This is a genomic window from Sphingopyxis sp. OPL5 (genome assembly GCF_003797775.2).
In the GTDB taxonomy this organism is placed as follows: domain Bacteria; phylum Pseudomonadota; class Alphaproteobacteria; order Sphingomonadales; family Sphingomonadaceae; genus Sphingopyxis.
On record NZ_CP060725.1, the window covers coordinates 2,231,751 to 2,252,401 of the forward strand.

Annotated in this window: 17 protein-coding genes; 13 read left to right on the plus strand and 4 right to left on the minus strand. The window is 67.2% G+C overall.

The window, feature by feature from the left end; all coding sequences use genetic code 11:
* Window positions 1-18: 18 nt before the first annotated feature.
* From mnmE to EEB18_RS10725, 3 genes are all read left to right on the plus strand, one after another.
* Window positions 19-1,323: a tRNA uridine-5-carboxymethylaminomethyl(34) synthesis GTPase MnmE gene (mnmE, locus tag EEB18_RS10715; protein WP_262408237.1), complete on the plus strand. Its 1,305-nt coding sequence runs from the start codon at window positions 19-21 to the stop codon at window positions 1,321-1,323.
* Between the two features lie 210 nt (window positions 1,324-1,533).
* Window positions 1,534-3,405, plus strand: coding sequence for a tRNA uridine-5-carboxymethylaminomethyl(34) synthesis enzyme MnmG (gene mnmG, locus EEB18_RS10720; protein ID WP_187139271.1), 1,872 nt, complete (start codon window positions 1,534-1,536; stop codon window positions 3,403-3,405).
* 14 nt (window positions 3,406-3,419) lie between these two features.
* The gene (locus EEB18_RS10725) at window positions 3,420-3,731 is read left to right on the plus strand and encodes a 1-deoxy-D-xylulose-5-phosphate synthase (RefSeq protein WP_187139270.1); all 312 of its coding nucleotides are present in this window, start codon (window positions 3,420-3,422) and stop codon (window positions 3,729-3,731) included.
* Between the two features lie 97 nt (window positions 3,732-3,828).
* On the opposite strand, the gene EEB18_RS10730 is transcribed toward EEB18_RS10725, so the two are convergent.
* Window positions 3,829-4,455, minus strand: coding sequence for a hypothetical protein (locus EEB18_RS10730; RefSeq protein WP_187669111.1), 627 nt, complete (start codon window positions 4,453-4,455; stop codon window positions 3,829-3,831).
* Here EEB18_RS10730 and EEB18_RS10735 point away from each other — a divergent pair.
* The 7 genes from EEB18_RS10735 (at window position 4,454) to EEB18_RS10765 (ending at window position 11,670) form a co-directional block, all read left to right on the plus strand.
* Window positions 4,454-4,603: a hypothetical protein gene (locus EEB18_RS10735; protein ID WP_187669112.1), complete on the plus strand. Its 150-nt coding sequence runs from the start codon at window positions 4,454-4,456 to the stop codon at window positions 4,601-4,603. The two genes, EEB18_RS10730 and EEB18_RS10735, sit on opposite strands and share 2 nt — an antisense overlap.
* Entirely contained in the window at window positions 4,600-5,262 is a 663-nt protein-coding gene (gene rsmG, locus EEB18_RS10740; protein WP_262408205.1) for a 16S rRNA (guanine(527)-N(7))-methyltransferase RsmG, read from the plus strand. The genes EEB18_RS10735 and rsmG overlap by 4 nt, the downstream gene beginning before the upstream one ends.
* Complete coding sequence (locus tag EEB18_RS10745) at window positions 5,259-6,041, plus strand: ParA family protein (RefSeq protein ID WP_056341935.1); 783 nt, start codon at window positions 5,259-5,261, stop codon at window positions 6,039-6,041. Before rsmG ends, EEB18_RS10745 begins: the two co-directional genes overlap by 4 nt.
* Entirely contained in the window at window positions 6,042-7,001 is a 960-nt protein-coding gene (locus EEB18_RS10750) for a ParB/RepB/Spo0J family partition protein (protein WP_187139267.1), read from the plus strand. It abuts the gene before it with no gap.
* A gap of 275 nt (window positions 7,002-7,276) precedes the next feature.
* On the plus strand, window positions 7,277-7,774 hold the full coding sequence (locus EEB18_RS10755; RefSeq protein WP_187139266.1) for a DUF4402 domain-containing protein: 498 nt from the start codon (window positions 7,277-7,279) through the stop codon (window positions 7,772-7,774).
* Window positions 7,775-8,024: 250 nt separating this feature from the next.
* On the plus strand, window positions 8,025-8,852 hold the full coding sequence (locus EEB18_RS10760) for a molecular chaperone (RefSeq protein ID WP_187139265.1): 828 nt from the start codon (window positions 8,025-8,027) through the stop codon (window positions 8,850-8,852).
* A 31-nt stretch (window positions 8,853-8,883) separates the two neighbouring features.
* Window positions 8,884-11,670 carry a collagen binding domain-containing protein gene (locus EEB18_RS10765; RefSeq protein WP_262408206.1) on the plus strand — a complete coding sequence of 929 codons (2,787 nt, stop codon included), beginning with the start codon at window positions 8,884-8,886 and terminating at the stop codon, window positions 11,668-11,670.
* A 27-nt stretch (window positions 11,671-11,697) separates the two neighbouring features.
* On the opposite strand, the gene EEB18_RS10770 is transcribed toward EEB18_RS10765, so the two are convergent.
* Window positions 11,698-14,931 (minus strand): CHAT domain-containing tetratricopeptide repeat protein, encoded by a 3,234-nt coding sequence (locus tag EEB18_RS10770; RefSeq protein ID WP_187139264.1) that lies wholly within the window; start codon window positions 14,929-14,931, stop codon window positions 11,698-11,700.
* A 146-nt stretch (window positions 14,932-15,077) separates the two neighbouring features.
* Between EEB18_RS10770 and EEB18_RS10775 the strand changes: the two genes are divergently transcribed.
* The 3 genes from EEB18_RS10775 to EEB18_RS10785 are packed head-to-tail and all read left to right on the plus strand — an operon-like array spanning window position 15,078 to window position 18,853.
* Window positions 15,078-16,613: an NAD(P)/FAD-dependent oxidoreductase gene (locus tag EEB18_RS10775; RefSeq protein ID WP_187139263.1), complete on the plus strand. Its 1,536-nt coding sequence runs from the start codon at window positions 15,078-15,080 to the stop codon at window positions 16,611-16,613.
* Complete coding sequence (locus tag EEB18_RS10780) at window positions 16,613-17,050, plus strand: GtrA family protein (RefSeq protein ID WP_056341951.1); 438 nt, start codon at window positions 16,613-16,615, stop codon at window positions 17,048-17,050. The genes EEB18_RS10775 and EEB18_RS10780 overlap by 1 nt, the downstream gene beginning before the upstream one ends.
* Before the next feature lie 6 nt (window positions 17,051-17,056).
* Window positions 17,057-18,853: a hypothetical protein gene (locus EEB18_RS10785; RefSeq protein WP_187139262.1), complete on the plus strand. Its 1,797-nt coding sequence runs from the start codon at window positions 17,057-17,059 to the stop codon at window positions 18,851-18,853.
* Here the strand turns inward: EEB18_RS10785 and msrB are convergent.
* Window positions 18,834-19,322 carry a peptide-methionine (R)-S-oxide reductase MsrB gene (gene msrB, locus EEB18_RS10790; protein ID WP_187139261.1) on the minus strand — a complete coding sequence of 163 codons (489 nt, stop codon included), beginning with the start codon at window positions 19,320-19,322 and terminating at the stop codon, window positions 18,834-18,836. The genes EEB18_RS10785 and msrB overlap by 20 nt on opposite strands.
* Before the next feature lie 56 nt (window positions 19,323-19,378).
* Window positions 19,379-20,635 (minus strand): cytochrome P450, encoded by a 1,257-nt coding sequence (locus EEB18_RS10795; protein WP_187139260.1) that lies wholly within the window; start codon window positions 20,633-20,635, stop codon window positions 19,379-19,381.
* Between the last annotated feature and the right edge of the window lie 16 nt (window positions 20,636-20,651).

A 20,651-nucleotide genomic window follows, 5' to 3' on the forward strand; every position in this document is an offset into this window, starting at 1 on the left:
GACAGAAGCAGCGACACGATCTTCGCGCTGTCGAGCGGGATGCCGCCGGCGGCGATCGCGGTCGTGCGCGTCAGCGGGGCGCGGGCGGGCGCAGCCCTTGCGGTACTGGCGGGCCGATTGCCCGAGCCGCGGCGCGCGGTGCTGGCCGATCTGAAAGATATGAACGGCGCCGCGCTCGATCGCGCGCTGGTCCTGTGGTTTCCCGGACCCGCGACCGCGACGGGGGAAGATCTGGCCGAGATGCACCTGCACGGCGGCCGCGCGGTGGTCGCGGCGGTAGCGGCGGCGCTTGCGGCGATGCCGGGGCTGCGCGCGGCCGAGGCGGGCGAGTTTACGCGGCGCGCATTTCTCAACGGGCGGATCGATTTGGCCGAAGCCGAGGGGCTTGCCGACCTGCTCGCCGCCGAGACCGAGAGCCAGCGGAAACAGGCGCTCGGGATGGCGAGCGGGCATGTGTCGCGTGCAGTCGAAGGCTGGCAGGACCGGTTGCTCGGGCTGATGGCGGCGGCGGAGGCCGAGCTGAACTTCGGTGATGAGGAGGATGTGCAACTTCACGATGATTGCGCACATCGCTTAGGCGAAGGGATGAAGATGCTCGCCGCCGAGCTCGATGGCTGGCTGGCCAGGCCGGGCGCCGAGGTGATCGCCGAAGGGTTGTCGGTCGTCATCGCGGGCCCACCAAACGCCGGGAAATCGACCCTTATCAATGCATTAGCCAAGCGCGAGCTGGCGATCGTGTCGCCGGTCGCGGGAACGACGCGCGATGTGATCGAGACGGCGCTGGCGCTCGACGGGATCGCGATGCGCTTTTCGGATACCGCGGGATTGCGCGCCGAGAGTTCCGACGCGATCGAAATGATCGGAATCGACCGCGCGAAGGCCGCGGTCGAGGCGGCGGATATATTGCTGTGGCTGGGGCCGGCGAAAGACGCGCCCGAGCATGCGCGCGCGATATTGATCGCGGCGCAGGCCGACCGCTGGCGGGGCGATGCCGCGGCGGAAGCGGAGGCCGCGCGCTGCGACCTGACATTGTCGGCGGCGACGGGTGAGGGGATGGACCGGCTTCACCGCATGATCGTCGAGATGGCGCGGACTTTGTTGCCGCGCGAGGGCGAGGCGGCGCTGCGCCGGCGCCAGCGCGACGCGCTCGCCGAGGCGAAGGGCTGGCTGGAGGTTGTGCCCGGGTCGCGCGAGGCGGGCGATCTGATCCTGCTCGCCGAGCGGTTGCGGCTCGCGGGCGGGGCGCTCGACCGGATCACGGGACGGGCGGGGGTCGAGGAGATGCTCGACACGCTGTTCGGGCGATTCTGCATCGGGAAATGATGTTCCACGTGGAACAGCGATCTATTTCGCCGTCATCCCGGACTTGATCCGGGATCCACATATTCGACGCTGCGAGAATGGACCACGGATCAAGTCCGGGGGGACGAGGGGCGGTGGCGGCTCTTCCATCGATGTATCTTGCGGCGCTCGATCGGTGGTCGAAGACCAGATGGATTTGACCGGCAGTTTCGGCTATGCGCCGCCACAATCATGCACAGCAGCGCAATATATGATGTCATCGTCGTCGGCGGCGGGCACGCCGGGACCGAGGCCGCCGCCGCCGCGGCGCGACTTGGCGCGTCGGTTGCGCTGGTCAGTTTCGATCCGGCGCTGATCGGGACGATGTCGTGCAACCCGGCGATCGGGGGGCTCGGCAAGGGGCATCTGATGCGCGAGGTCGATGCGCTCGACGGATGGATGGCGCGCGCGGCAGATGCCGCGGCGATCCATTACCGGATGCTCAACGCGTCGAAGGGCGCGGCGGTGCAGGGGCCGCGTATCCAGGCCGACCGGAAATTATACCGGCAGGCGATCCAGGACCTGCTCGCCGCCGAAGAGGGCATCACCGTCGTCGAAGGCGAAGCGGCGGCGCTGGTCCTGTCCGACGATGGCGCGTCGGTCGCGGGGCTCGAACTCGGCGACGGCACCAAGCTGGCGGCGGGGGCGGTGGTGCTTGCGACGGGGACCTTCCTCGGCGGACGGCTGTTCCGTGGCGAGGAACGGATGGAGGGCGGCCGCATCGGCGAGGCCGGCGCGCATCGGCTGGCCGAACAGTTGCGCCGCGCAAATCTGCCGATGGCGCGGCTCAAGACCGGGACGCCGCCGCGGCTCGACGGGCGGACGATCGACTGGGCGCGGCTCGACGAACAGCCCTCGGACAGCGTCGAGGGGGCAAGCTGGACCTGTTCCACGTGGAACAGTGCGCGGACGGTGCCGCAGATTTTCTGCGCAATCACGCGCACCAATAGCGAGAGCCACGCGATCATCGCGGCGAATCTCGACCGCTCGCCCTTGTTCACCGGGGCGATCGGCGCGGCGGGCCCGCGCTATTGCCCGTCGATCGAGGACAAGATCCACCGCTTCGCTGACCGCGACGGGCATCAGGTGTTTCTGGAGCCCGAGGGACTCGATTCGGTGCTCGTCTATCCGAACGGCATTTCGACCTCGCTTCCCGCCGATGTGCAGCTGGCCATGTTGCGCACGATGGAAGGGCTGGAAACGGTCGAGATGGTGGTGCCGGGCTATGCGGTCGAATATGACCATATCGACCCGCGCGCGCTCGACCGGACGTTGCAGGTCCGCGCGATCGGCGGGCTGTGGTGCGCGGGGCAGATCAACGGCACCACCGGCTATGAGGAGGCGGCGGCGCAGGGGTTGGTCGCGGGGGCGAATGCGGCGCTGGCGGTGCAGGGGCGCGATCCGCTGATCCTCGACCGGTCCATATCCTATATCGGGGTGATGGTCGACGATCTGGTGCTGCAGGGGGTGAGTGAGCCGTACCGGATGCTCACCGCGCGCGCCGAATATCGGCTGCGGCTGCGCGCCGACAATGCCGCGACGCGGCTGACCCCGAAGGGGATCGCGCTGGGGCTGGTGCGGCCGGCGACCGCGGCTTTGTTCGACGCGCGGATGGCCGTGCGCGCGCGGGCGGCGGCGTTGCTCGAGGCGCCGGTGACGAGTGCCGATTATGCGGCGATCGGGCTGGCGCTGCCCGGTGACGGCGCGGCGCGGCGGCGGATCGATCTGCTGCGCTTTCCCGAAGTGACGATGGCGACGTTGGCGCTGTTGGCGCCCGAACTGGCGGCGATCGACGAAAGGCTGCTCGCCGAGCTGGCCGAGGATGTCCATTATGCGCCGTATATCGCGCGACAGGAGGCCGAGTTGCGGTCGCTGGCGGCGAATGAGGCGATCCTGCTCGACCCCGCGCTCGATTATGCCGCGATCGGCGGGCTGTCGCGCGAGATGGTCGAACGGCTGACCAAGGCGCAGCCCGAGACGCTGGGGCAGGCGGGGCGGATCGACGGGGTGACCCCGGCGGCGCTGACGGCGATCCTGGTGCATAGCAAGCGGCGCGCGGCCTGAGCGGGGAAGAGGTGATGAGCGGCAAGAAAACCCGGATCATGTATATCGAGGATAAGTCCGCCGGGCTGAACGGGCCGGCGCGGATCGGCCGCGTGACCTTCTCGAAATCGGGGCAGTCGATGCATTATGGCGGCCGCCTGTTCCAGCGGCTGGGCGGTGATGGGTTCAAGGCGAATTATTACGATGCCGAGACCGGAGATCATTTTTGGATTTCAGGTCCGCGGAAGGATGGTTGCGATCGGCTTTATCCGTCAAGTTCGATGCCGGTCGAAGTCGATGCGGATGTCCACGACGAATATTGGACCGAGATTCGGGCGGGGGGGTGACGCTCGCTGAGGTTCGCGGTGCTGACCCGCGATCCTGTTGCAGAGTGACCGTCTAATCCCGACGAGGCCGGGAAATGCGCTTCGATTGAGGCCTATCCTACTCGGAAACAGCTTCATTCCCGATGAAGCCCAATTCGAAGTCGGCAGCGAATGCAGCTGCCATCAGACAGGATATCGCGCCGTCATCTTCCGGCCTGGGAGGCAGCGCGATTCGGCTGAGCCATTCCGGGCTGATGACGTGTGGACCATAGGATGATTGCAAAGCACCCCGAGCAGCGGGCCCACAAATCGATTCCAATTGCCGGGCGAATTCCACCGCATCGGTTTCTCCGGCGCGAAACTTTGACACCTTATCCGGCAGACCTTGCGTCGACGGCGACGCGGCGGCTCGTTCGCGAAAGGCCGTCATATATTGTGCCAGCCTGATTGCGTCGAAGCCCTTCTGCAGTTCGGGCGGCAATTCGACATCGTAAAAGCCAACAGCCCTGTTTATGCATGGAAGCTGGTTCTCAGTCGCTCCGCGAACGACGAGGGTAGGCGACTTTGTGAAACCCTCCAGCTCGTCGAAGTCGTCGTCGTAGCGGACTTCGACGGCCTCGGCGCCGCATTGCACGATGTTCCGCGATGCGATTTCGGGGCTGGTGAAACCGAGATACTCCACAGGGTCGGCAACTGACGCGGACCACAAAATGAATATCGGGACTATTGTTGCCGAAATGCCCATGGGTGGAAAGATCGCACGGATGGTCGAGGTTCGCAATCGGCCGAATGCTTTGGAGCGTGAGGCTTTCAAAACATCGCGCAAGGGCGCTAAGGCGCAAAGCTGGATTCCCGCTTTCGCGGGAATGACGAATGAAGGTGGTGACTGGTGACTTCCCCTGACGGGATTTTGGCGAGTGAGGACGAGGCACGCGGCTGGATTGCGAAGGCTTTCGCGCCGAGCGCCGGGCAATGGGCGCGGCTCGAGCGGTTTGCGGCGATGCTGGTGGCCGAGAGTGGGCGGCAGAATCTGATCGCGGCGTCGACGATCCCGATTTTGTGGGTGCGGCATATCGCCGACAGCGCGCAGTTGCTCGCGCTCGATCGGGACGGCGAGGGGCTTTGGGTCGACCTGGGCAGCGGCGCGGGGCTTCCCGGGCTGGTCGTTGCGATCCTGTCCGAGCGGCCGATGTTGCTCGTCGAATCGCGAAAGCGCCGGTGCGAGTTTTTGCGCGACGTTGTGGGTGAGCTGGGGCTGGACCATGTCGAGGTTGCCGAGGCGCCGCTGGAGAAGGTGGCAACCCGGCCCGCGGGGACGATCAGCGCGCGGGCTTTTGCGCCGCTCGACAAGTTGCTCGACTTATCCGCGCGTTTTTCCACCGAATCGACGCGCTGGCTGCTGCCAAAGGGGCGAAACGCGGTTAAGGAACTGGCGTTGCTGCCGCCGGCGTGGCAGAGAATGTTTCACGTGGAACAGAGCCGCACCGATGCCGATAGCCAGATTTTGGTGGGATCGGGCCAGATCGCGGCGCAACAGCGAGGAAAGCGATGATCCGCATTGCCGTGGCGAACCAGAAGGGCGGGGTCGGCAAGACGACGACCGCGATCAACCTGGCGACCGCGCTTGCGGCGACCGGCTGGCGGACGCTGATCATCGACCTCGATCCGCAGGGCAATGCCTCGACCGGGCTGGGCATCGGGCAGGCGCGGCGCACGCTGTCGAGCTATGACCTGCTGCGCGGCGAGGCGACGCTGGCCGAATGCGCGATCCCGACCGCAGTGCCGCGGCTCGACATCGTCACCGCGACGGTCGACCTGTCGGGCGCCGAAATCGAGCTTATCGAATATAAGGACCGGCTGCACAAGCTGCAGCAGGCGATGACCGATGCACAGGCGGGGCAATGGGACATCTGCCTGATCGATTGCCCGCCGTCGCTCGGCATGCTGACGCTCAACGCGCTGATCGCCGCCGAATCGCTGATCGTGCCGCTGCAATGCGAATTTTTCGCGCTCGAGGGGCTGAGCCAGCTGCTCACCACGGTCGAGCGGGTGCGCGGCAAGTTCAACCAGCGGCTGACGATCCTGGGGGTCGCGCTGACGATGTTCGATCGCCGCAACCGGCTGACCGATCAGGTATCGGACGATGTCCGCGAGGTGCTCGGCCCGGTAGTGTTCGAAACGGTGATCCCGCGCAATGTACGGCTGTCCGAGGCGCCGAGCCACGGGCTGCCGGCGCTGATCTATGATCATCGCTGCGCCGGGTCGGCGGCCTATATCGCGCTGGCGCGCGAGCTGATCGATCGCCTGCCCAACGTCCGCAAGGCTGCATAAATGGCTGATAAACAAGACGAAACTGGCGTTTCTGGCGCGCTTCCGGCGAAGAAGCGGCCGTCGGGGCTGGGGCGCGGGCTGAACGCGCTGTTCGGCGATGCCGCGGTCGAGGCGCCGGTGCTGGCGAGCCCCGGCGGTGCGTCGCCCGCGCCGGCGAGCGGCGAATCGGTGCAGCATGTCGCGGTGAGCGACATTCGCCCGTTGCCCGGCCAGCCGCGCCGCCATTTCGACGAAAATGCGATTGCCGAACTCGCCGATTCGATCAGCGCGCGCGGATTGCTGCAGCCGATCATTGTGCGCGCGGCGCCGGATGGGCACGGCTATCAGCTCGTCGCGGGCGAACGGCGCTGGCGCGCGGCGCAGCGCGCGGGACTGCACCAGATTCCGGCGCTGGTGCGCGAACTCGACGATGCGGCGACTTACGAAATCGCGCTGGTCGAGAATATCCAGCGCCAGGACCTCAATGCGATCGAAGAGGCGGGGGCCTATCGCAAGCTGATCGAGGATTTCGGGCATAGCCAGGATGCGCTGGCACGGCTGGTCGGCAAGTCGCGCAGCCATGTCGCGAATCTGATGCGCCTGCTCGAGCTGCCGCGTGCGGTACAGGACCTCGTCGGCGACGGCAGCCTCGCGATGGGGCATGCGCGCGCGCTGATCGGCGCCGAGGGCGCCGAGGGCCTCGCGCGCAAGATCGTCAAGGACGGGCTGTCGGTGCGCGCGGTCGAGGCGCTGGTACGCGCCGGCAAGGGCGGCGGGCGCAAGGCGCCGCTGGAATATAAGAGCATGGACGGCAATCGCGACCCCGACATCGTCGCGGTCGAGCGGCATCTGTCCGAACTGCTCGGCATCGGCGTCGGCATCCAATATGCCGGCGACGGCAAGGGGGCGCTGACGCTGAAGTTCGCCTCGCTCGACCAGCTCGACATGATCTGCCAGCGGCTCTCCGGCGAATCGATCTGATTCGGCGGGGCTTCGGCCCGCGCGAATCTTTCCGTCGCCGCCGCTTAATCTGTGCCGCATCGGGCCGTTAAACAGGGTGGAGCGGTCCCCACCCTATCCGCTTTCCGGTCTTAAGACCCTGATTTAGCCTGCTTTCCATGCGAAATGCGGGCCAATTCCTAATGCGCCATTAACCATGGTTGTTGGGCAAAAGCTGAACGGGTCGTTTGTAGAAGGGCGGCAGCGATGGGGTGGGATTTCCAATCGCTTCCGATTGACCAAGGGACCAAAAACTTATGCGCAACATTGCACTGAAGCGCGCCCTGATGGGTGCCGCTATTGCCGCTCTCGCCATGAACGCCTCGGCGGCACAGGCGGCATCGGCCACCGGTACGGCGAAGGCCAAGATCCTCCGCCAGATCACGCTCACCAACACCAGCGACCTGCAGTACGCCACGGTCATCAGCGGCGCGACGGCTTCGACCGTTGTCGTTTCGACCGCCGGCGCCGCAACCTGCGGCACCGGGCTGACCTGCACCGGCACCACGACCGCCGCGAACTTCAACATCGCCGGCACCTCGGGTGCGGTGGTGCTGGTCGGCGGCGATTCGTCGGTGACGCTCAACGGTTCGCTCGGCGGCACGATGACCTCGTCGCTGTCCTATTCGGCGAGCAACGTCACGCTGAGCGCGACGGGCGGCAGCTTTCAGGTCGGCGGCACGCTGAGCGTCGGCGCCAACCAGACCGCAGGCGACTATTCGGGGACGTTCAACGTCACCGCCAACTACCAGTAAGTTTCGACAGGGTGGGGGGACCAGCGGGCCTTCGGGTTCGCCGGCCGCAAAAGGGTCGTCGGGGTACCAGCCCCCGGCGGCCCTTTTTGCCGATTTTTTCCGACTGGCGGTGAGGAGCGGGCCGGTGCCGCGCTGCACAGCCAGCGCGAAACGCCATGGTTAGCAAAATATCAACCATGTTGGCGCAACAGGGAGGGGACTGCCGGGCGGTGTGGGCCGACCGGTTTCCAAAATGGTGGGGACCATTTCCATGTTGCGATTTTTCAAGGCTTTGCGCCTGTTTTCCGCGTTCGCGATCGGTGCGGCGGCGATGCCCGCGCACGCCGCGGGCGATCTGCTCGTCGCGCCGACCCGCGTCGTCCTCGACGGCTCGCGCGGCACCGAGGTGGTGCTGAACAATATCGGGTCCGAGCCCGCGACCTATCGCATCAGCCTCGAGATCAAGCGGATGACCGCGCTCGGCGGGCTCGACGAGATCGACGAGGGTGACGCGAATGACGCCGAAAAGGCGGCGCTGAACATGATCAGCTTTAGCCCGCGCCGCGTCACCTTGCCGCCGAATCAGCCGCAGGTGATCCGCGTCGGGGTGCGGGTGCCCGAGGGCACGCCGCCCGGCGAATATCGCGCGCATATGCTGTTCCGCGCGGTGCCCGATGCGGCGCCCGCGGCCGACCCGGCGAAGCCCGCGACGAGCGGCGGCGTGTCGATCGCGCTGACCCCCATTTATGGCATCACCATCCCGGTGATCGTGCGCGTCGGCGACCTCGGGGCCGAGGCGTCGATCGGCGAGGCGCAGGTGGTCGATACCGTCGACGGGCCGGCCTTCGCCTTCGACCTGACGCGCAAGGGCAATCGGTCGGTCTATGGCGATATCGAGGTGACGCGGCCCGGGGTCGCCGAGCCGCTGCTGCTCGCGCGCGGTATCGCGGTCTATCCCGAGGTCGGCCAGCGCCAGGTCCAGCTGCGCGTGCCCGCCGAACTGGCGGCGAAGCTGAAAGGCCCGGTGCGCATCCGTTATAGCGAGGACCGCGAGGTCGGCGGCGGCACGATCGACGCGGTCGACCGGGTGGTGAAATGAGCATCGGGTAGTCGGCCGAGCGGGCGCGGCTATGCTTCGCGCGCTTCTGACACGAATTTTCCCGGTCCTCGCGGCCGGGCTGGCGCTGGTGGGGCTGGTCCCGGCCGGCGCCCATGCGGCTGAAAAGGCAGGGGTCTCGGACGGCTGGAAACCCAGTGAGGACGACAGCTGGCTGTTCGACCTGCGCTCGGGCCAGTACCGGCTGGGCGACGGCATTCGCGGCTATCAGACGCCGACGGGGATGTGCGTCGACCTGGCCGACATGGTGATCGCGCTCGACCTGCCGATCCGCGTCGACAAGAAGTTGCGCCGCGCAACCGGCTGGGTGTTCGACGAGCGCCGCAGCCTGACGATCGACCGCGATGCGGGCGAGGTAAGGCTGGGGAGCCGCAGCTTTGCCATCGACACCACCGCGATCCGCGACACCGCCGCGGGCTGGTGCGTCGATGTGAAGCAGCTCGCGGCGTGGTTCGAGCTGCCACTGGTCCCCGACCTCTCGAACGCGGTGCTGCGTATCGATTCGAAAGAGAAATTGCCCTTCCAGCTCGCCGCCGAACGGCGCGCGCGCGGCGCCGGGCTGCGCCCGCAGCAGAGCTTCGACCTCGCGAGCCTGCCGCAGGCGGTGCGACCTTATGAAAACTGGGCGACGCCGTCGGTCGATGTCGTCGCCTCGGCAGGGTTCGTTAACGACAAGCGCGGCGGCTCCTATGTGCAGGCGCGCTATGAGGTCTTCGCGGCTGGCGAGGTGTTGGGCCAAAGCTTCGACGCGCGGCTGTCGTCGGACAATGAGGGGGTGCCCGACAGTTTGCGGATGCGGCTCTATCGCACCGACGCGCAGGGCAAGCTGCTCGGGCCGTTGAAGGCGACGCATTATGCGGTCGGCGATGTCAGCCTGCTGTCGACGGGGATCGTCGCGGGATCGTCGCCGGGGCGCGGCGCGGTGCTGACCAACCGTCCGGTCGAGCGCCCCGAGGCGTTCGACAAGACGGATTTTCGCGGCGACCTGCCCGCGGGCTGGGACGCCGAGCTGTATCGCAACGGGCAGTTGCTGGCGTTCACCAGCCCCAACGGCGACGGTCGCTATGAATTTCTCGACGTGCCGCTGCAATATGGCTCGAACCGTTTCGAGATCGTGCTCTATGGCCCGCAAGGACAAATCCGGCGCGAGATCAAGCAGTTGCAGGTAGGGATCGATTCGATCCCACCACAACAAACCTATTATTGGGCGGGTTTCGCCCAGGAAAATGCCGATTTGGTCGAATTCGGCAATCGGCGCCAGACCTTCCGCCGCGGCTGGCGCGGCACGATCGGGGTCGAGCGCGGGCTCGACACGCGCACGTCAATCGCTGGCTATGCGCACAGCCTGATGATCGAGAATGTCCGGCGCAACTATGGCGAAGTCGCGCTGCGCCGTTCGATCGGCCCGACCCTGCTCGAGGTGGCGGGGGCCTATGCCGATGACAACAGCGGCGCGCTGCGCGCGAGCTGGCTCGCGGCGTTCGGCGAGACCTATGTGCGCGCCGATGCTATGCGCGGCTTCGGGGGTTTCGTATCCGACCGTTTTATCAACAATATCAATGGAATGTACCAGATTTCGGTCGACCAGTCGGTCAAGCTGGGGCGCACCGTGCTGCCACTGCACCTCGATTTGCGCCAGGTCGACCGGACATCGGGGGTGCAAAGTCTCGAGGCCTCGGCGCGCGCCTCGGCTAGTTTCCGCGCTTTGACCTTCACCGGCCAGCTCGACTGGGCGCGCACCAAGGTGCCGATCGGTCCCGACCCGCCCGACAATCTGAGCGCGACCCTGCTTGCCAATGCCCGAATCGGGCGGGTGCGTCTCCGCGGCGAGGCGCGCTTCGCGCTGTCGGGCGCCGCCGCCGATTCGCGCGCGACGGTGATCGCCGAATGGGCGGGGAAGGGCGACGGCGAATGGCGCGCCGAACTGGGGTATGACAAAGGACTCGACCGCGCGCGGGCGGGCCTGGGTTATACGCGCCGTTTCAACAAGTTGCAGCTGACGGGTTTCGGCGAAGTGGCGAGCGACGGCTCGGTCGCCGCGTCGCTCGCGCTCGCCTTCAGCTTCGGGCCGAAACCGCAGGGTGGCGGCTGGCGCGTGTCGAGCGAGAAACTCGCCAGCCGCGGCCAGGTGACGGCCGAGGTGTGGATGGACGATAATGGCGACGGCATCCGCCAGCCGGGCGAGGCGGCGTTGCCCGATGTGCCGATCACCGCGGGCAACGCCTTTGTCGACGCTGCGACCGACAAAGGCGGGCGGGCGACGGTCGACGGGCTGGAGCCTTTCCGTCCGGTGATGATCGGGATCGACGCCGGCAGTCTGCCCGACCCCTATGTCCAGCCCGCGCTGCCCGGGGTCGTTGTCACCCCGCGCCCGGGCGTGGCGACCCGCGTGATGTTGCCGATGACCGCGGCGGGTGAGATCGAAGGCACCATGATCCGTGACGGCGGCAATCCGATCGAGGGGCTGACGCTCGAACTCGTCGACGCCGAGGGCCGGGTGCGCGCGACGACCTTGACCGAGTTCGACGGATATTTCCTTTTCGAAAGCGTCGCTTACGGCCGCTACACGGTGCGTTTGGCGAAAGCGTCGGCGCAGTTGCTGCGGATCGATGGCGCGTTTGCCATCGGCGCATCGCCGGGCAAGGCGGCGCCGCGGATACGGCTGGGGACGCTGGCGCTGAAGCCGGTTCGCCGCGATCTGGCGGCGGCGAGCGACGGGGTGACGGGCGCGGGCAACAGCGCGCGCGGGCCGCCGGTTGCGGAGGACAAGGGTCCCGCGCGGGCGCCATCCGTCCCGTAATCGGGGCAGGCCGGTCGCCCCTTTGGTTCAGGACGGATCGATCGCGACATAGACCGCCCATGCCGCCGGATGCGCGAGCGATTGACCGCGCGCATCGCGCGAAGGATCGGCGGCAATCTCGCGCATCGCTTCGCGCAAGGCCGCCGCAATGTCGCCGTGCTTGTCCTTGAGCCGCGCGACCGCGGTTGTGGTCATCCGTTCGCCGACTTCGTCGTTGACCGGCGAGTAGGTCGCCAGCACGGCGCGGGCGCCGGCCAGCAGGAAGGCGCGCGTCAACCCGCTGAAACCGTCGCCACCCCTGGTGCCCGCCGCCGTGTCGCACGCCGACAGGATCACCAGCGCGGCGTTGAAGCGCAGTTCGGCGACCTCCGACGCCGTCAGCAGGCCGTCGTTCCTTGCGTCGGCGGGTTCGCCGCCCGTCCGGGCGCCCGGCGTCAGCGCCAGGGCGGGTTCGGCCAGCGTGCCGTCGAAACTGCCGCCGAGCAACGCGTGGGTGGCGAAAAGGACGATATTGCTGTCGCCCAGCGTCCCGTCGCGGCTGCTGCGCTCGATCCGCGCCTGGGTCGCGTCGAGCTGGAGCAATTGCCGGTCGGGTGGGGCGCCGAGGAGCTGCGCCATCGTCCGGATTTCGGCGGCGCTATGGTCGAGGCGCGGCAGCTTGGCGAGCATCGCGGGGTCGGCGACGCCGCCACGGTAGAGGCTCTGTCGCGGCGCCATCAGGATATTCGCCGTCGCCGAACGAGCGGCGCTGTCCACGGCGATGCGGTCGGGCGATGCCTTCGGGGCGGGATCGGCGATGCCGCGGAAGGCGGGGTCGCCGACGCCATAGAATTTGCCCGGACCCCACGCCATGGCGCGGCCCCGGCGCGCCGTGCGCAGCGCGTCGACCGACGGCAGCACGACGATCGCGCGTTCGAGGCCCAGCCAGGCGGTCGCGCGCAACATGGCGGGATCGATGTCGCCGGCTGCGCCGCCCGCGGGCGGGCGCGACACGAGCGCCGCGAAATTGAGCGCGAGCAGCGGGCCTTCGGGGACGATGATCCAGCGACCCTTGTCCTTGAGCAGCGCAGCGACGGCGGGATCGCCGAACAGCGCCTGATGCACGCGATAGGCGGCGCCGCGATCATAGTGGAGATAGTCGAACAGGTCTTCGCCCGGCACCCGTTCGGTCGCGCCGGAATTTTGCCGGTCGGACAATTGTCCGTGAAGGTCGACCACGACCTGCGCCAGATCGGCGCCGTCGATCGGGATTTCGGTCCAGGCTGATCCCGCGCGGGTCACCGCGAAGGCGATTCCGCGGCTCATCTCGCCGCGCGCATCGGGCATCCCGGGATAGAGGAGGATCAGCGCTTCATCCTCGCGTAGCAGCGCCGGCTTGTCCCCGTTGCCGGTCACTTCGGCCAGCGCCACCGGTTCAGGGCGGAGCGTCGCGAAGATGTCGGGCATTTGATCCTGCAGCCGGATCGTCGTTTTGGCGAGCATCTTGCCGGCGGCGGCGCGCTCTTCGAGCAGCCGGCCCCGGTCGGCGTCGCCCCCGGCGCCGCGCTGGGCGGCGCCGCCGATCGCCGCGTCGAGCGAAACGACGCGGTCGCGCGCCGCAACCCACGCGCCGAACAATTCACCCTTGCGGGCCCGTTCGGCCAGGGTGCGGGCCGCGGTTTCGCTGATCGCCGCGCTCGAAACCGAGGGGTGCGCGAGCTGGGCGACGGCGAACCCCGCCGCGCGACTGGCCGCATCGCCGCCTTGCGCGGGGTTCGCCCGATCGGTCCAGTAGAGTTTCAGCAGGTCGCTCGCCTTCAGGCTGATGAAATCGCTCAGGCTGCGCCGATAGTCGGCGTTCGCGCCCTCGGGGATCGCGGACAGCTCGGCGCGATATCCGGCCAGGACATCCTCATAATAGGGCCTGGCTTCGCTCGGCCGGCGCTGGATCCACAAAGCGACCCCCAGATTCTGCGCGAGCCGCAGCGTTTCGCGGTGGCTGGGGCCGAACCGCGCCTTGGCGATGTCGACCGCATGCCGGCGGATCGGCAGGGCATCGTCGAACCGGTCGAGAATCTGCAATGTATTGCCAAGATTCTCGATCAGCGCGGGATTGTCGGGATCGCCCGCCAGCGCGCGGCGATAGATGGTTTCGGCTTCGGCCGCGGTATCGCGCCTTTGCTGCAACAGGCTGGCCAGTTCGAGTTCGAAGCCATTGCCCTGCCCGGGCCCCATCGCCGCGATGACGCGCCGCTGATAGGCGATCGCTTCGCTCAGGTCGCTGCGGAAAACATTGTTTTTCCAGCCCCGTTCGAGCGAGGTCGATTTGGCGAGATTCCACAGCGTCATCCAGTTGCGCTTGTCGCTGCTCGCCGGGTCGGCCTCCTGCCGGGCGAGCACCGCGCGATACAGCGCCTCGACCCGCGGCGGGTCGGCCCCGTACAGCCGCTGCGAATAGAGGATGATGTTGCTGAGATCGTTGGCATTGGCGGTAGAAAGGATCGCTTCGAAGATGTCGAGCTCGCGCGAAAACCAGCTCGCGGCATCCTTGGCGCGCAGCTGTGCCGTGAGGTTGTTGCCGAGCGCTTCATAGACGTCGACCAACGCGAGCCGATTCACGTCGGGCATCGTCTGGATCAGCGTGACCGCCTCCTGGCGCAGCGGCTCGGCATCGACCGGGCGGCCTGCGGCCTCGAAAGTTGCGGCGAGTGCGCCGGCGCTCGATGCGACGATCGCCGGATAGTCGGCGAAGTGCCGGCGCGCCAGCGCGAGCGCCTCGGTGGCGTCGGTGATGGCGGCGTCGGGCTTTGCCTGCTCGCGTCGCAGCCCTGCCTGCGCGGTCAGCGCGGCAAACAGCGTGGCGGGTTGCGCGCGCTTGCGGCCGATCGCGACGAGGCGTGCGATGATTTGCTCGTTCTCGGCGCGTCCTTCGGGGGTCTTGCCATTATAGGCGAAGTGACAGAGCAGCGACATGAGCGGGCGGGCGGTGGCCGGATGGTCGGGGCCGTAGGTGCGTTCGTAGAGCTGAAGCAGCGCGCGTCGCGGGGCTTCCAGCGCGGGCTGCCAGGTCGTGTTGCAGGCTCTGTCGATCCCGACCTGGCTTTCGAGGGTGGCGATCTGGTCCTGTTCGGCGGATGTCGGCGCCGCGCGGTCGGGCGCGAGTTGCCGGGCGGCCTGTTCGGCCGGGATCATCGCCTCGCGCGGGACGAATTGCGCGGCCGACGGCGCAGCATATGTCGCAAGCGACACCGCAAGCCCCAGCAAAAGGCGGCGTCCGATCATGGCCCTGCTTAGCGCCGGGCCAGAGCCGAGTAAACGGGCCGGAAACGCAGCCGCGCGGCGATATTCCCGCGCGGCATTAACCAATTTTTATCCATGATTGCCCACAGCAATCGCTGAGCATGAATTTGCCTGTGGGGAATCAAATTATGTCCGACGCATCCGCGCCGAAAAATCGTCCGACCAGCGCCGATGTCGCGATCATCGGGGCAGGGCCGGCGGGACTGACCGCCGCCTATCTGCTGACCAAGGAAGGCTTTTCGGTCACCGTGATCGAGAAGGACCCGGCCTATGTCGGCGGGATCAGCCGCACGGTCGAGCATGAGGGGTTTCGCTTCGATATCGGCGGGCATCGCTTCTTTTCGAAGAGCCGCGAAGTCGTCGACCTGTGGAACGAGATATTGCCCGACGATTTCATCGAGCGGCCGCGGATGAGCCGCATCTATTATGAGGGCAAATTTTACAGCTATCCGCTGCGCGCGTTCGAGGCGCTGTGGAATCTGGGCATCGTCCGTTCGACGCTGTGCATGGCGAGCTATGCGCAGGCGAAGCTGTTTCCGAACAAGACGGTCCGCAGCTTCGAGGACTGGACGATCAACCAGTTCGGGCGGAAGCTTTATTCGATCTTTTTCAAGACCTATACCGAGAAGGTGTGGGGCATGCCGTGCGACGAAATGTCGGCCGACTGGGCGGCGCAGCGCATCAAGGGGCTGAGCCTCGGCGCCGCGGTGCTCGACGGGCTGAAGCGCAGCCTGGGGCTCAACAAGGCGCCGAATGACGGCATGGCGACCAAGACGTTGCTCGAAACCTTCCGCTATCCGCGGCTGGGGCCGGGCATGATGTGGGAAGCGGCGCGCGACAAGGTCGTTGCGGGCGGCAATTCGGTGCTGATGGGGCATAGCTTCAAGCAGGTGACGCAGGATCAGGTGTCGGGGCGCTGGCGGCTGACCGCGACCGGACCCGACGGCGATGTTATGATCGATGCGGGCCATGTCATCAGCTCGGCGCCGATGCGCGAACTCGCGGCGCGTATCCATCCGCTGCCGGCGTGCGCGCTCAGCGCCGCGCCGAGCCTCAAATATCGCGACTTCCTGACCGTCGCGCTCAAGATTCGCTCGGAGGACCTGTTCCCCGACAACTGGATCTATATCCACGACAGCAAGGTGCAGGTCGGCCGGGTGCAGAATTTCCGCAGCTGGTCGCCCGAAATGGTGCCCGATCCCGAACTCGCCTGCGTCGGCCTCGAATATTTCTGCTTCGAGGGCGACGGCCTCTGGGCGTCGAGCGACGAGGATCTCGTGGCGCTGGCGACGAAGGAAATGGCGATCCTCGGCCTCTGCGATCCCAAGGATGTGGTCGGCGGCGCGGTGGTGCGGCAGGAAAAGGCCTATCCGGTCTATGACGACCATTATGCCGCGCATGTCGAGACGATGCGCTCCGAACTGGAAGCGCGTTATCCGACGCTGCACATGGTCGGGCGCAACGGCATGCACCGCTACAACAACCAGGATCATGCGATGATGACCGCGATGCTGACGGTGCGCAATATCGTCGCCGGCGAGCGGATTTACGACATCTGGGGCGTCAATGAGGACGCCGAATATCATGAGAGCGGCACCGAGGGCGAGCAGGCGGCGCTGGCGTCGGTGCGCGACGTGCCCGCGCGCGTGAGCAAGGCCGCCTGATGCTCGGCGAGGCCGGCATCGGTCGTCTCGGGCAGCGGCTGCTCGCGCGGCTGCACCAGATCACCTATTTGCGCTATATCGGCGCGAGCGCGCTGGCGCTGGCGGCGGATATGGGGCTGTTCCTGCTGCTGCTCGCGGGCGGCTGGCATGCCGCCGCGGCGTCGGCGATCAGCTATAGCGCCGGGATCGCCGTGCATTGGCTGATCTCGACGCGGCTGGTGTTCGTCGCGGGCGCGCGGACCCAAGGGGTCGAGCGTGCGCGGCAAAAGGCGTTGTTCCTCGGGTCGGCGCTGGCGGGACTCGGTATCACCGTCGGCATCGTGTGGATCGGCGACGCCTTCGGCCTCGACCCGCGGCTCGCCAAGCTCGCGGCGATCGCGATCAGTTTCCAGACCACCTATGTGCTGCGCAAGACGATCGTCTTTGCGCGCGGCTGACCCGCGATGACCGGTGCCTCCGCCCCGGCCCCGCGCCCGCTCGCCCGCGACCTGTGGCTTGCGGTCGCGCTGGCGCTTGGCGTCATGGCAGTCATGCTGGCGATCTATTGGCCGGCGATCGCGACGATGGGCTTTCGCGACGGCGACGACGCGCTGCGGCTGGTGCAGGTGCGCGACCTGATCGCCGGGCAGGGCTGGTTCGACACGACGCAATATCGCATCAACCCACCATCGGGCGGTCTGATGCACTGGTCGCGGCTGATCGATGCGCAGATCGCCGCGCTGATCCTGATGCTCGAACCGCTGATCGGCCGCGCCGCCGCCGAGCAATGGGTGGTCGCGCTCTATCCGCCGCTGTTGCTGTTGCCGCTGTTTCTGGCGATCGCACTGGTGCTACGGCGTCTGTCGGACGACCGCGCGGTGGTGGCGACCGGGCTGCTGCTCGCGGCGACGACGGTGACGTTCTTGCATTATTTCGTGCCGCTGCGCATCGATCACCATAATTGGCAGACGATCCTGTCGACGCTGATGCTGGCGATCGCACTCGGCGCCGCCGACTGGCGCCACGGGCTGCTCGCGGGGGCGGTGATGAGCCTGCACCTCGTCGTCTCGCTCGAGGCCTTGCCCTATCTGCTGCTGTTCGGCGGTATTTTTGCGCTCGCCTGGCTGCGCGACGCAGCCGCGGGCGCGCGGTTCCTGAGCTTCGTCGCGACCTTGGCGCTCGGCGCGCCGCTGCTGCTGCTCGCGACGCGCGGCTGGGACGGCGTGGCAGGCGACTGGTGCGACGCCTGGTCGCGCCCGTTCCAGAGCGGTGCCGCCGTGGCGGCGCTGATCCTGATCGGCGGGGCGCGGCTGGCGCCGGTACGCCGCGACTGGCGCGTCCGGTTCGGGCTGATCGCGGTCGCCGGAGCGGCCGGTGCGGCGGTGTTCGCCTGGCAGAATCCGCTCTGCCTCGCGGGGCCGTTCGGCGCGCTCGAGCCGCTGGTGCGCGACTATTGGTATGTGAATGTGCTCGAAGGGCGACCGGTGTGGCGGCAGGCGGCGCCGGCGATGGCGCTGCTGCTGGCGCCGTCGCTCGTCGGTCTGGCGCTGTGCTGGCGCATCTGGCGAAGGGCCGCGCCGGGACCCGCGAAAGCACGCTGGGAGACGATGCTGATCGTGCTCGCGGCGAGTTGCCTGTTGTCGGTGCTGATCGCGCGGACCACCGCGGTCACCCATGTCTATGCGCTGCCCGCGTTTGCCCTCACCGGGGTGGCGCTCTGGCGTCATGGCCAGTCGCGACGTTCGCCGCTGGCACGGATCGGCGCGTCGCTGGCGGTGCTGCTCGTCGTGCCGCCGGTACTCGGCCAGATTGCGACTTCGGCGGTGGGTATGATCGCGCCCGCGCCGCGCACGGAGAAAAAACCGGTCGCGCCTTGCCCGGCGCCCGCCGATCTAGCGCTGCTCGCGCGGCAGGCGACGGGACTCGTGCTGTCGGGGATCGATATCGGCCCGATGCTCCTCGTCGCCACGCCGCACGCCGTCGTCGCGACCGGCCATCACCGTAACCATGCGGCGATGAACCGGGTGATCGGGGCCTTTGCCGCAACCCCCGCCGATGCCGAAGCGATCGTCGCGGCTGCGCGCGCCGATTATCTGTTCGTCTGCCCGGGCCAGCCCGAAATGGAGAATGTCGCCAAGTCCTTCCCGGCCGGACTCGCCGCGGCGCTGGCGTCGGGACGCGTGCCGTCTTGGCTTGAACCCGTGGCGATGCCGCAGGGGTCGGCGGCGCGGCTCTATCGCGTCAGGCGGGGCGGAAGCTGAGCGCGGCGCCGTTCATGCAATAGCGCTTGCCTGTCGGCTTGGGGCCGTCGTTGAAGACATGGCCGAGATGCCCGCCGCAGCGGCGGCAATGGACCTCGGTGCGCGCATAGCCGAGCTCATGGTCGGTCGAGGTGCCGATGGCGCCCTTCAGCGGCTCCCAGAAGCTCGGCCAGCCGGTCTTGCTGTCATATTTGGTCTTGCTCGAATAGACCGGCAGTGCGCAGCCGGCACACGCGAAAATGCCGGCGCGATGCTCGTTATTGAGCGCGTTGGTGAAGGGGCGCTCGGTCCCCGCTTCGCGCAATATCCTGTACTGGAAGGGCGTCAGTCGCTTTTTCCACTCGGCCTCGCTGAGTTGCCAGCCTGGCTGCGCCTTCGGGCGCGGCGAGGCCTTGGCAAAGAGCATCGGCGCGCCAATGAGCGCGCCGCCGAGCGCGATGCCGCCGATAATGTAACGCCGTTCGACCATGGCAGGGCTCCTCTACCCTGAATACGTTGGCGCCGGTGCGGAGGTTTCAACCCCCATCAATATTTTTCGAGCTGCACCGGCATATGGCGATAGCCGTGGACGAAGCTGGCGTGGACGCGTTCGGGCTCGGCGAGGACGTTCACGCGCAGGCGGCGCTTCTGCATTTCGCTGATCAGTGTCGTCAGCTGCAGCTCGGCGACACGCGCGCCGACGCAGCGGTGGATGCCGTAACCGAAGGCGAGGTGACGGCGCGCGTTTTCGCGGTCGACGATGATGCGGTCGCCGTCGGGGAAGACGCTCTCGTCGCGGTTCGCCGAGGCATACCAGAGCGCGATCTTGTCGCGCGCCTTGATCTGGTGGCCGAACAGCTCGGCATCCTCGGTCGCGGTGCGGCGCATATGCGCGAGCGGGGTCTGCCAGCGCAGGATTTCGTGCATCGCGTTGACCGCGAGTTCGGGGTCGTGATTCTTCTCGAGCTTCGCGCGCTCCTCGGGGAAGCTGTGCAGGCCATAGGCATAGGCCGACATCGAATTGCGCGTCGTGTCGTTGCCGCCGACGATCAGCAGGATGAGATTCCCCATGAACTCATTCTCGCTCATATGCTTCATCGCGTCGGACTGGAGCATGATCGAGATCAGGTCGTGCTTGCCGGGATTCTGCGCCTTGGCGTCCCATAACTGTTTGAAGGCGGCGCCCATTTCGAACGCCTTGCCGAGCCGGACCTGGCGCTTTTCGAGCGTGTCGAAGCTTTCGATATCGCCGAGTGCGTCAGACCAGCCGGTGAGCCGGTGGCGTTCTTCCCACGGAAAATCGAACAGGATCGCGAGCATGTCGGTGGTGAGTTCGATCGACAGCCGTTCGACCCAGTCGAAGGTCTCGCCGATCGGCAGCGTGTCGATCAGCGCCGCGGTGCGCGCCTGGGTGTCGGCGCGCATGCGCTCGATTTCCGACGGGCCGAAGGCGGGAGCGACGGTGCGGCGCTGCGCGGTATGCTGCGGCGGATCCATTGCGATGAACATCGGCATCGGGATCTCGCCCTCCTGCAGATGTTCGATGCCGTCGCCGGCGACGGTGATGCCGCCATATTCCCACGACGAGGAGAAGATCTTGGGCAGCGCCTCGATATGCTGGATCGGCTTGTAGGTGGTCACGGACCAATAGGGACCGAATTTCGAATCCTCGCAGCGATAGATCGGCGATTCGGCGCGCAGCTGGCGCATCGGTTCCTGCCAACGGTCCTCGCTCCACAATTCGGCGCGGGAGACGTCGAACGGATTGGCGATTTCGGGGGCGATACGGACTTGGGTGGCCATGGGCTGCTCCTCTGGA

Bases quoted from the DNA above. Each gene is read 5' to 3' on its own strand.
- EEB18_RS10730 (WP_187669111.1), bottom strand. From the start codon at position 4,455: ATGGGCATTTCGGCAACAATAGTCCCGATATTCATTTTGTGGTCCGCG.
- msrB (WP_187139261.1), bottom strand. From the start codon at position 19,322: ATGGTCGAACGGCGTTACATTATCGGCGGCATCGCGCTCGGCGGCGCG.
- EEB18_RS10750 (WP_187139267.1), top strand. From the start codon at position 6,042: ATGGCTGATAAACAAGACGAAACTGGCGTTTCTGGCGCGCTTCCGGCG.
- EEB18_RS10725 (WP_187139270.1), top strand. From the start codon at position 3,420: ATGAGCGGCAAGAAAACCCGGATCATGTATATCGAGGATAAGTCCGCC.
- EEB18_RS10745 (WP_056341935.1), top strand. From the start codon at position 5,259: ATGATCCGCATTGCCGTGGCGAACCAGAAGGGCGGGGTCGGCAAGACG.
- EEB18_RS10780 (WP_056341951.1), top strand. From the start codon at position 16,613: ATGCTCGGCGAGGCCGGCATCGGTCGTCTCGGGCAGCGGCTGCTCGCG.
- EEB18_RS10765 (WP_262408206.1), top strand. From the start codon at position 8,884: ATGCTTCGCGCGCTTCTGACACGAATTTTCCCGGTCCTCGCGGCCGGG.
- EEB18_RS10795 (WP_187139260.1), bottom strand. From the start codon at position 20,635: ATGGCCACCCAAGTCCGTATCGCCCCCGAAATCGCCAATCCGTTCGAC.
- EEB18_RS10755 (WP_187139266.1), top strand. From the start codon at position 7,277: ATGCGCAACATTGCACTGAAGCGCGCCCTGATGGGTGCCGCTATTGCC.
- mnmG (WP_187139271.1), top strand. From the start codon at position 1,534: ATGCACAGCAGCGCAATATATGATGTCATCGTCGTCGGCGGCGGGCAC.
- EEB18_RS10760 (WP_187139265.1), top strand. From the start codon at position 8,025: ATGTTGCGATTTTTCAAGGCTTTGCGCCTGTTTTCCGCGTTCGCGATC.
- EEB18_RS10770 (WP_187139264.1), bottom strand. From the start codon at position 14,931: ATGATCGGACGCCGCCTTTTGCTGGGGCTTGCGGTGTCGCTTGCGACA.
- EEB18_RS10735 (WP_187669112.1), top strand. From the start codon at position 4,454: ATGGGTGGAAAGATCGCACGGATGGTCGAGGTTCGCAATCGGCCGAAT.
- EEB18_RS10785 (WP_187139262.1), top strand. From the start codon at position 17,057: ATGACCGGTGCCTCCGCCCCGGCCCCGCGCCCGCTCGCCCGCGACCTG.
- EEB18_RS10775 (WP_187139263.1), top strand. From the start codon at position 15,078: ATGTCCGACGCATCCGCGCCGAAAAATCGTCCGACCAGCGCCGATGTC.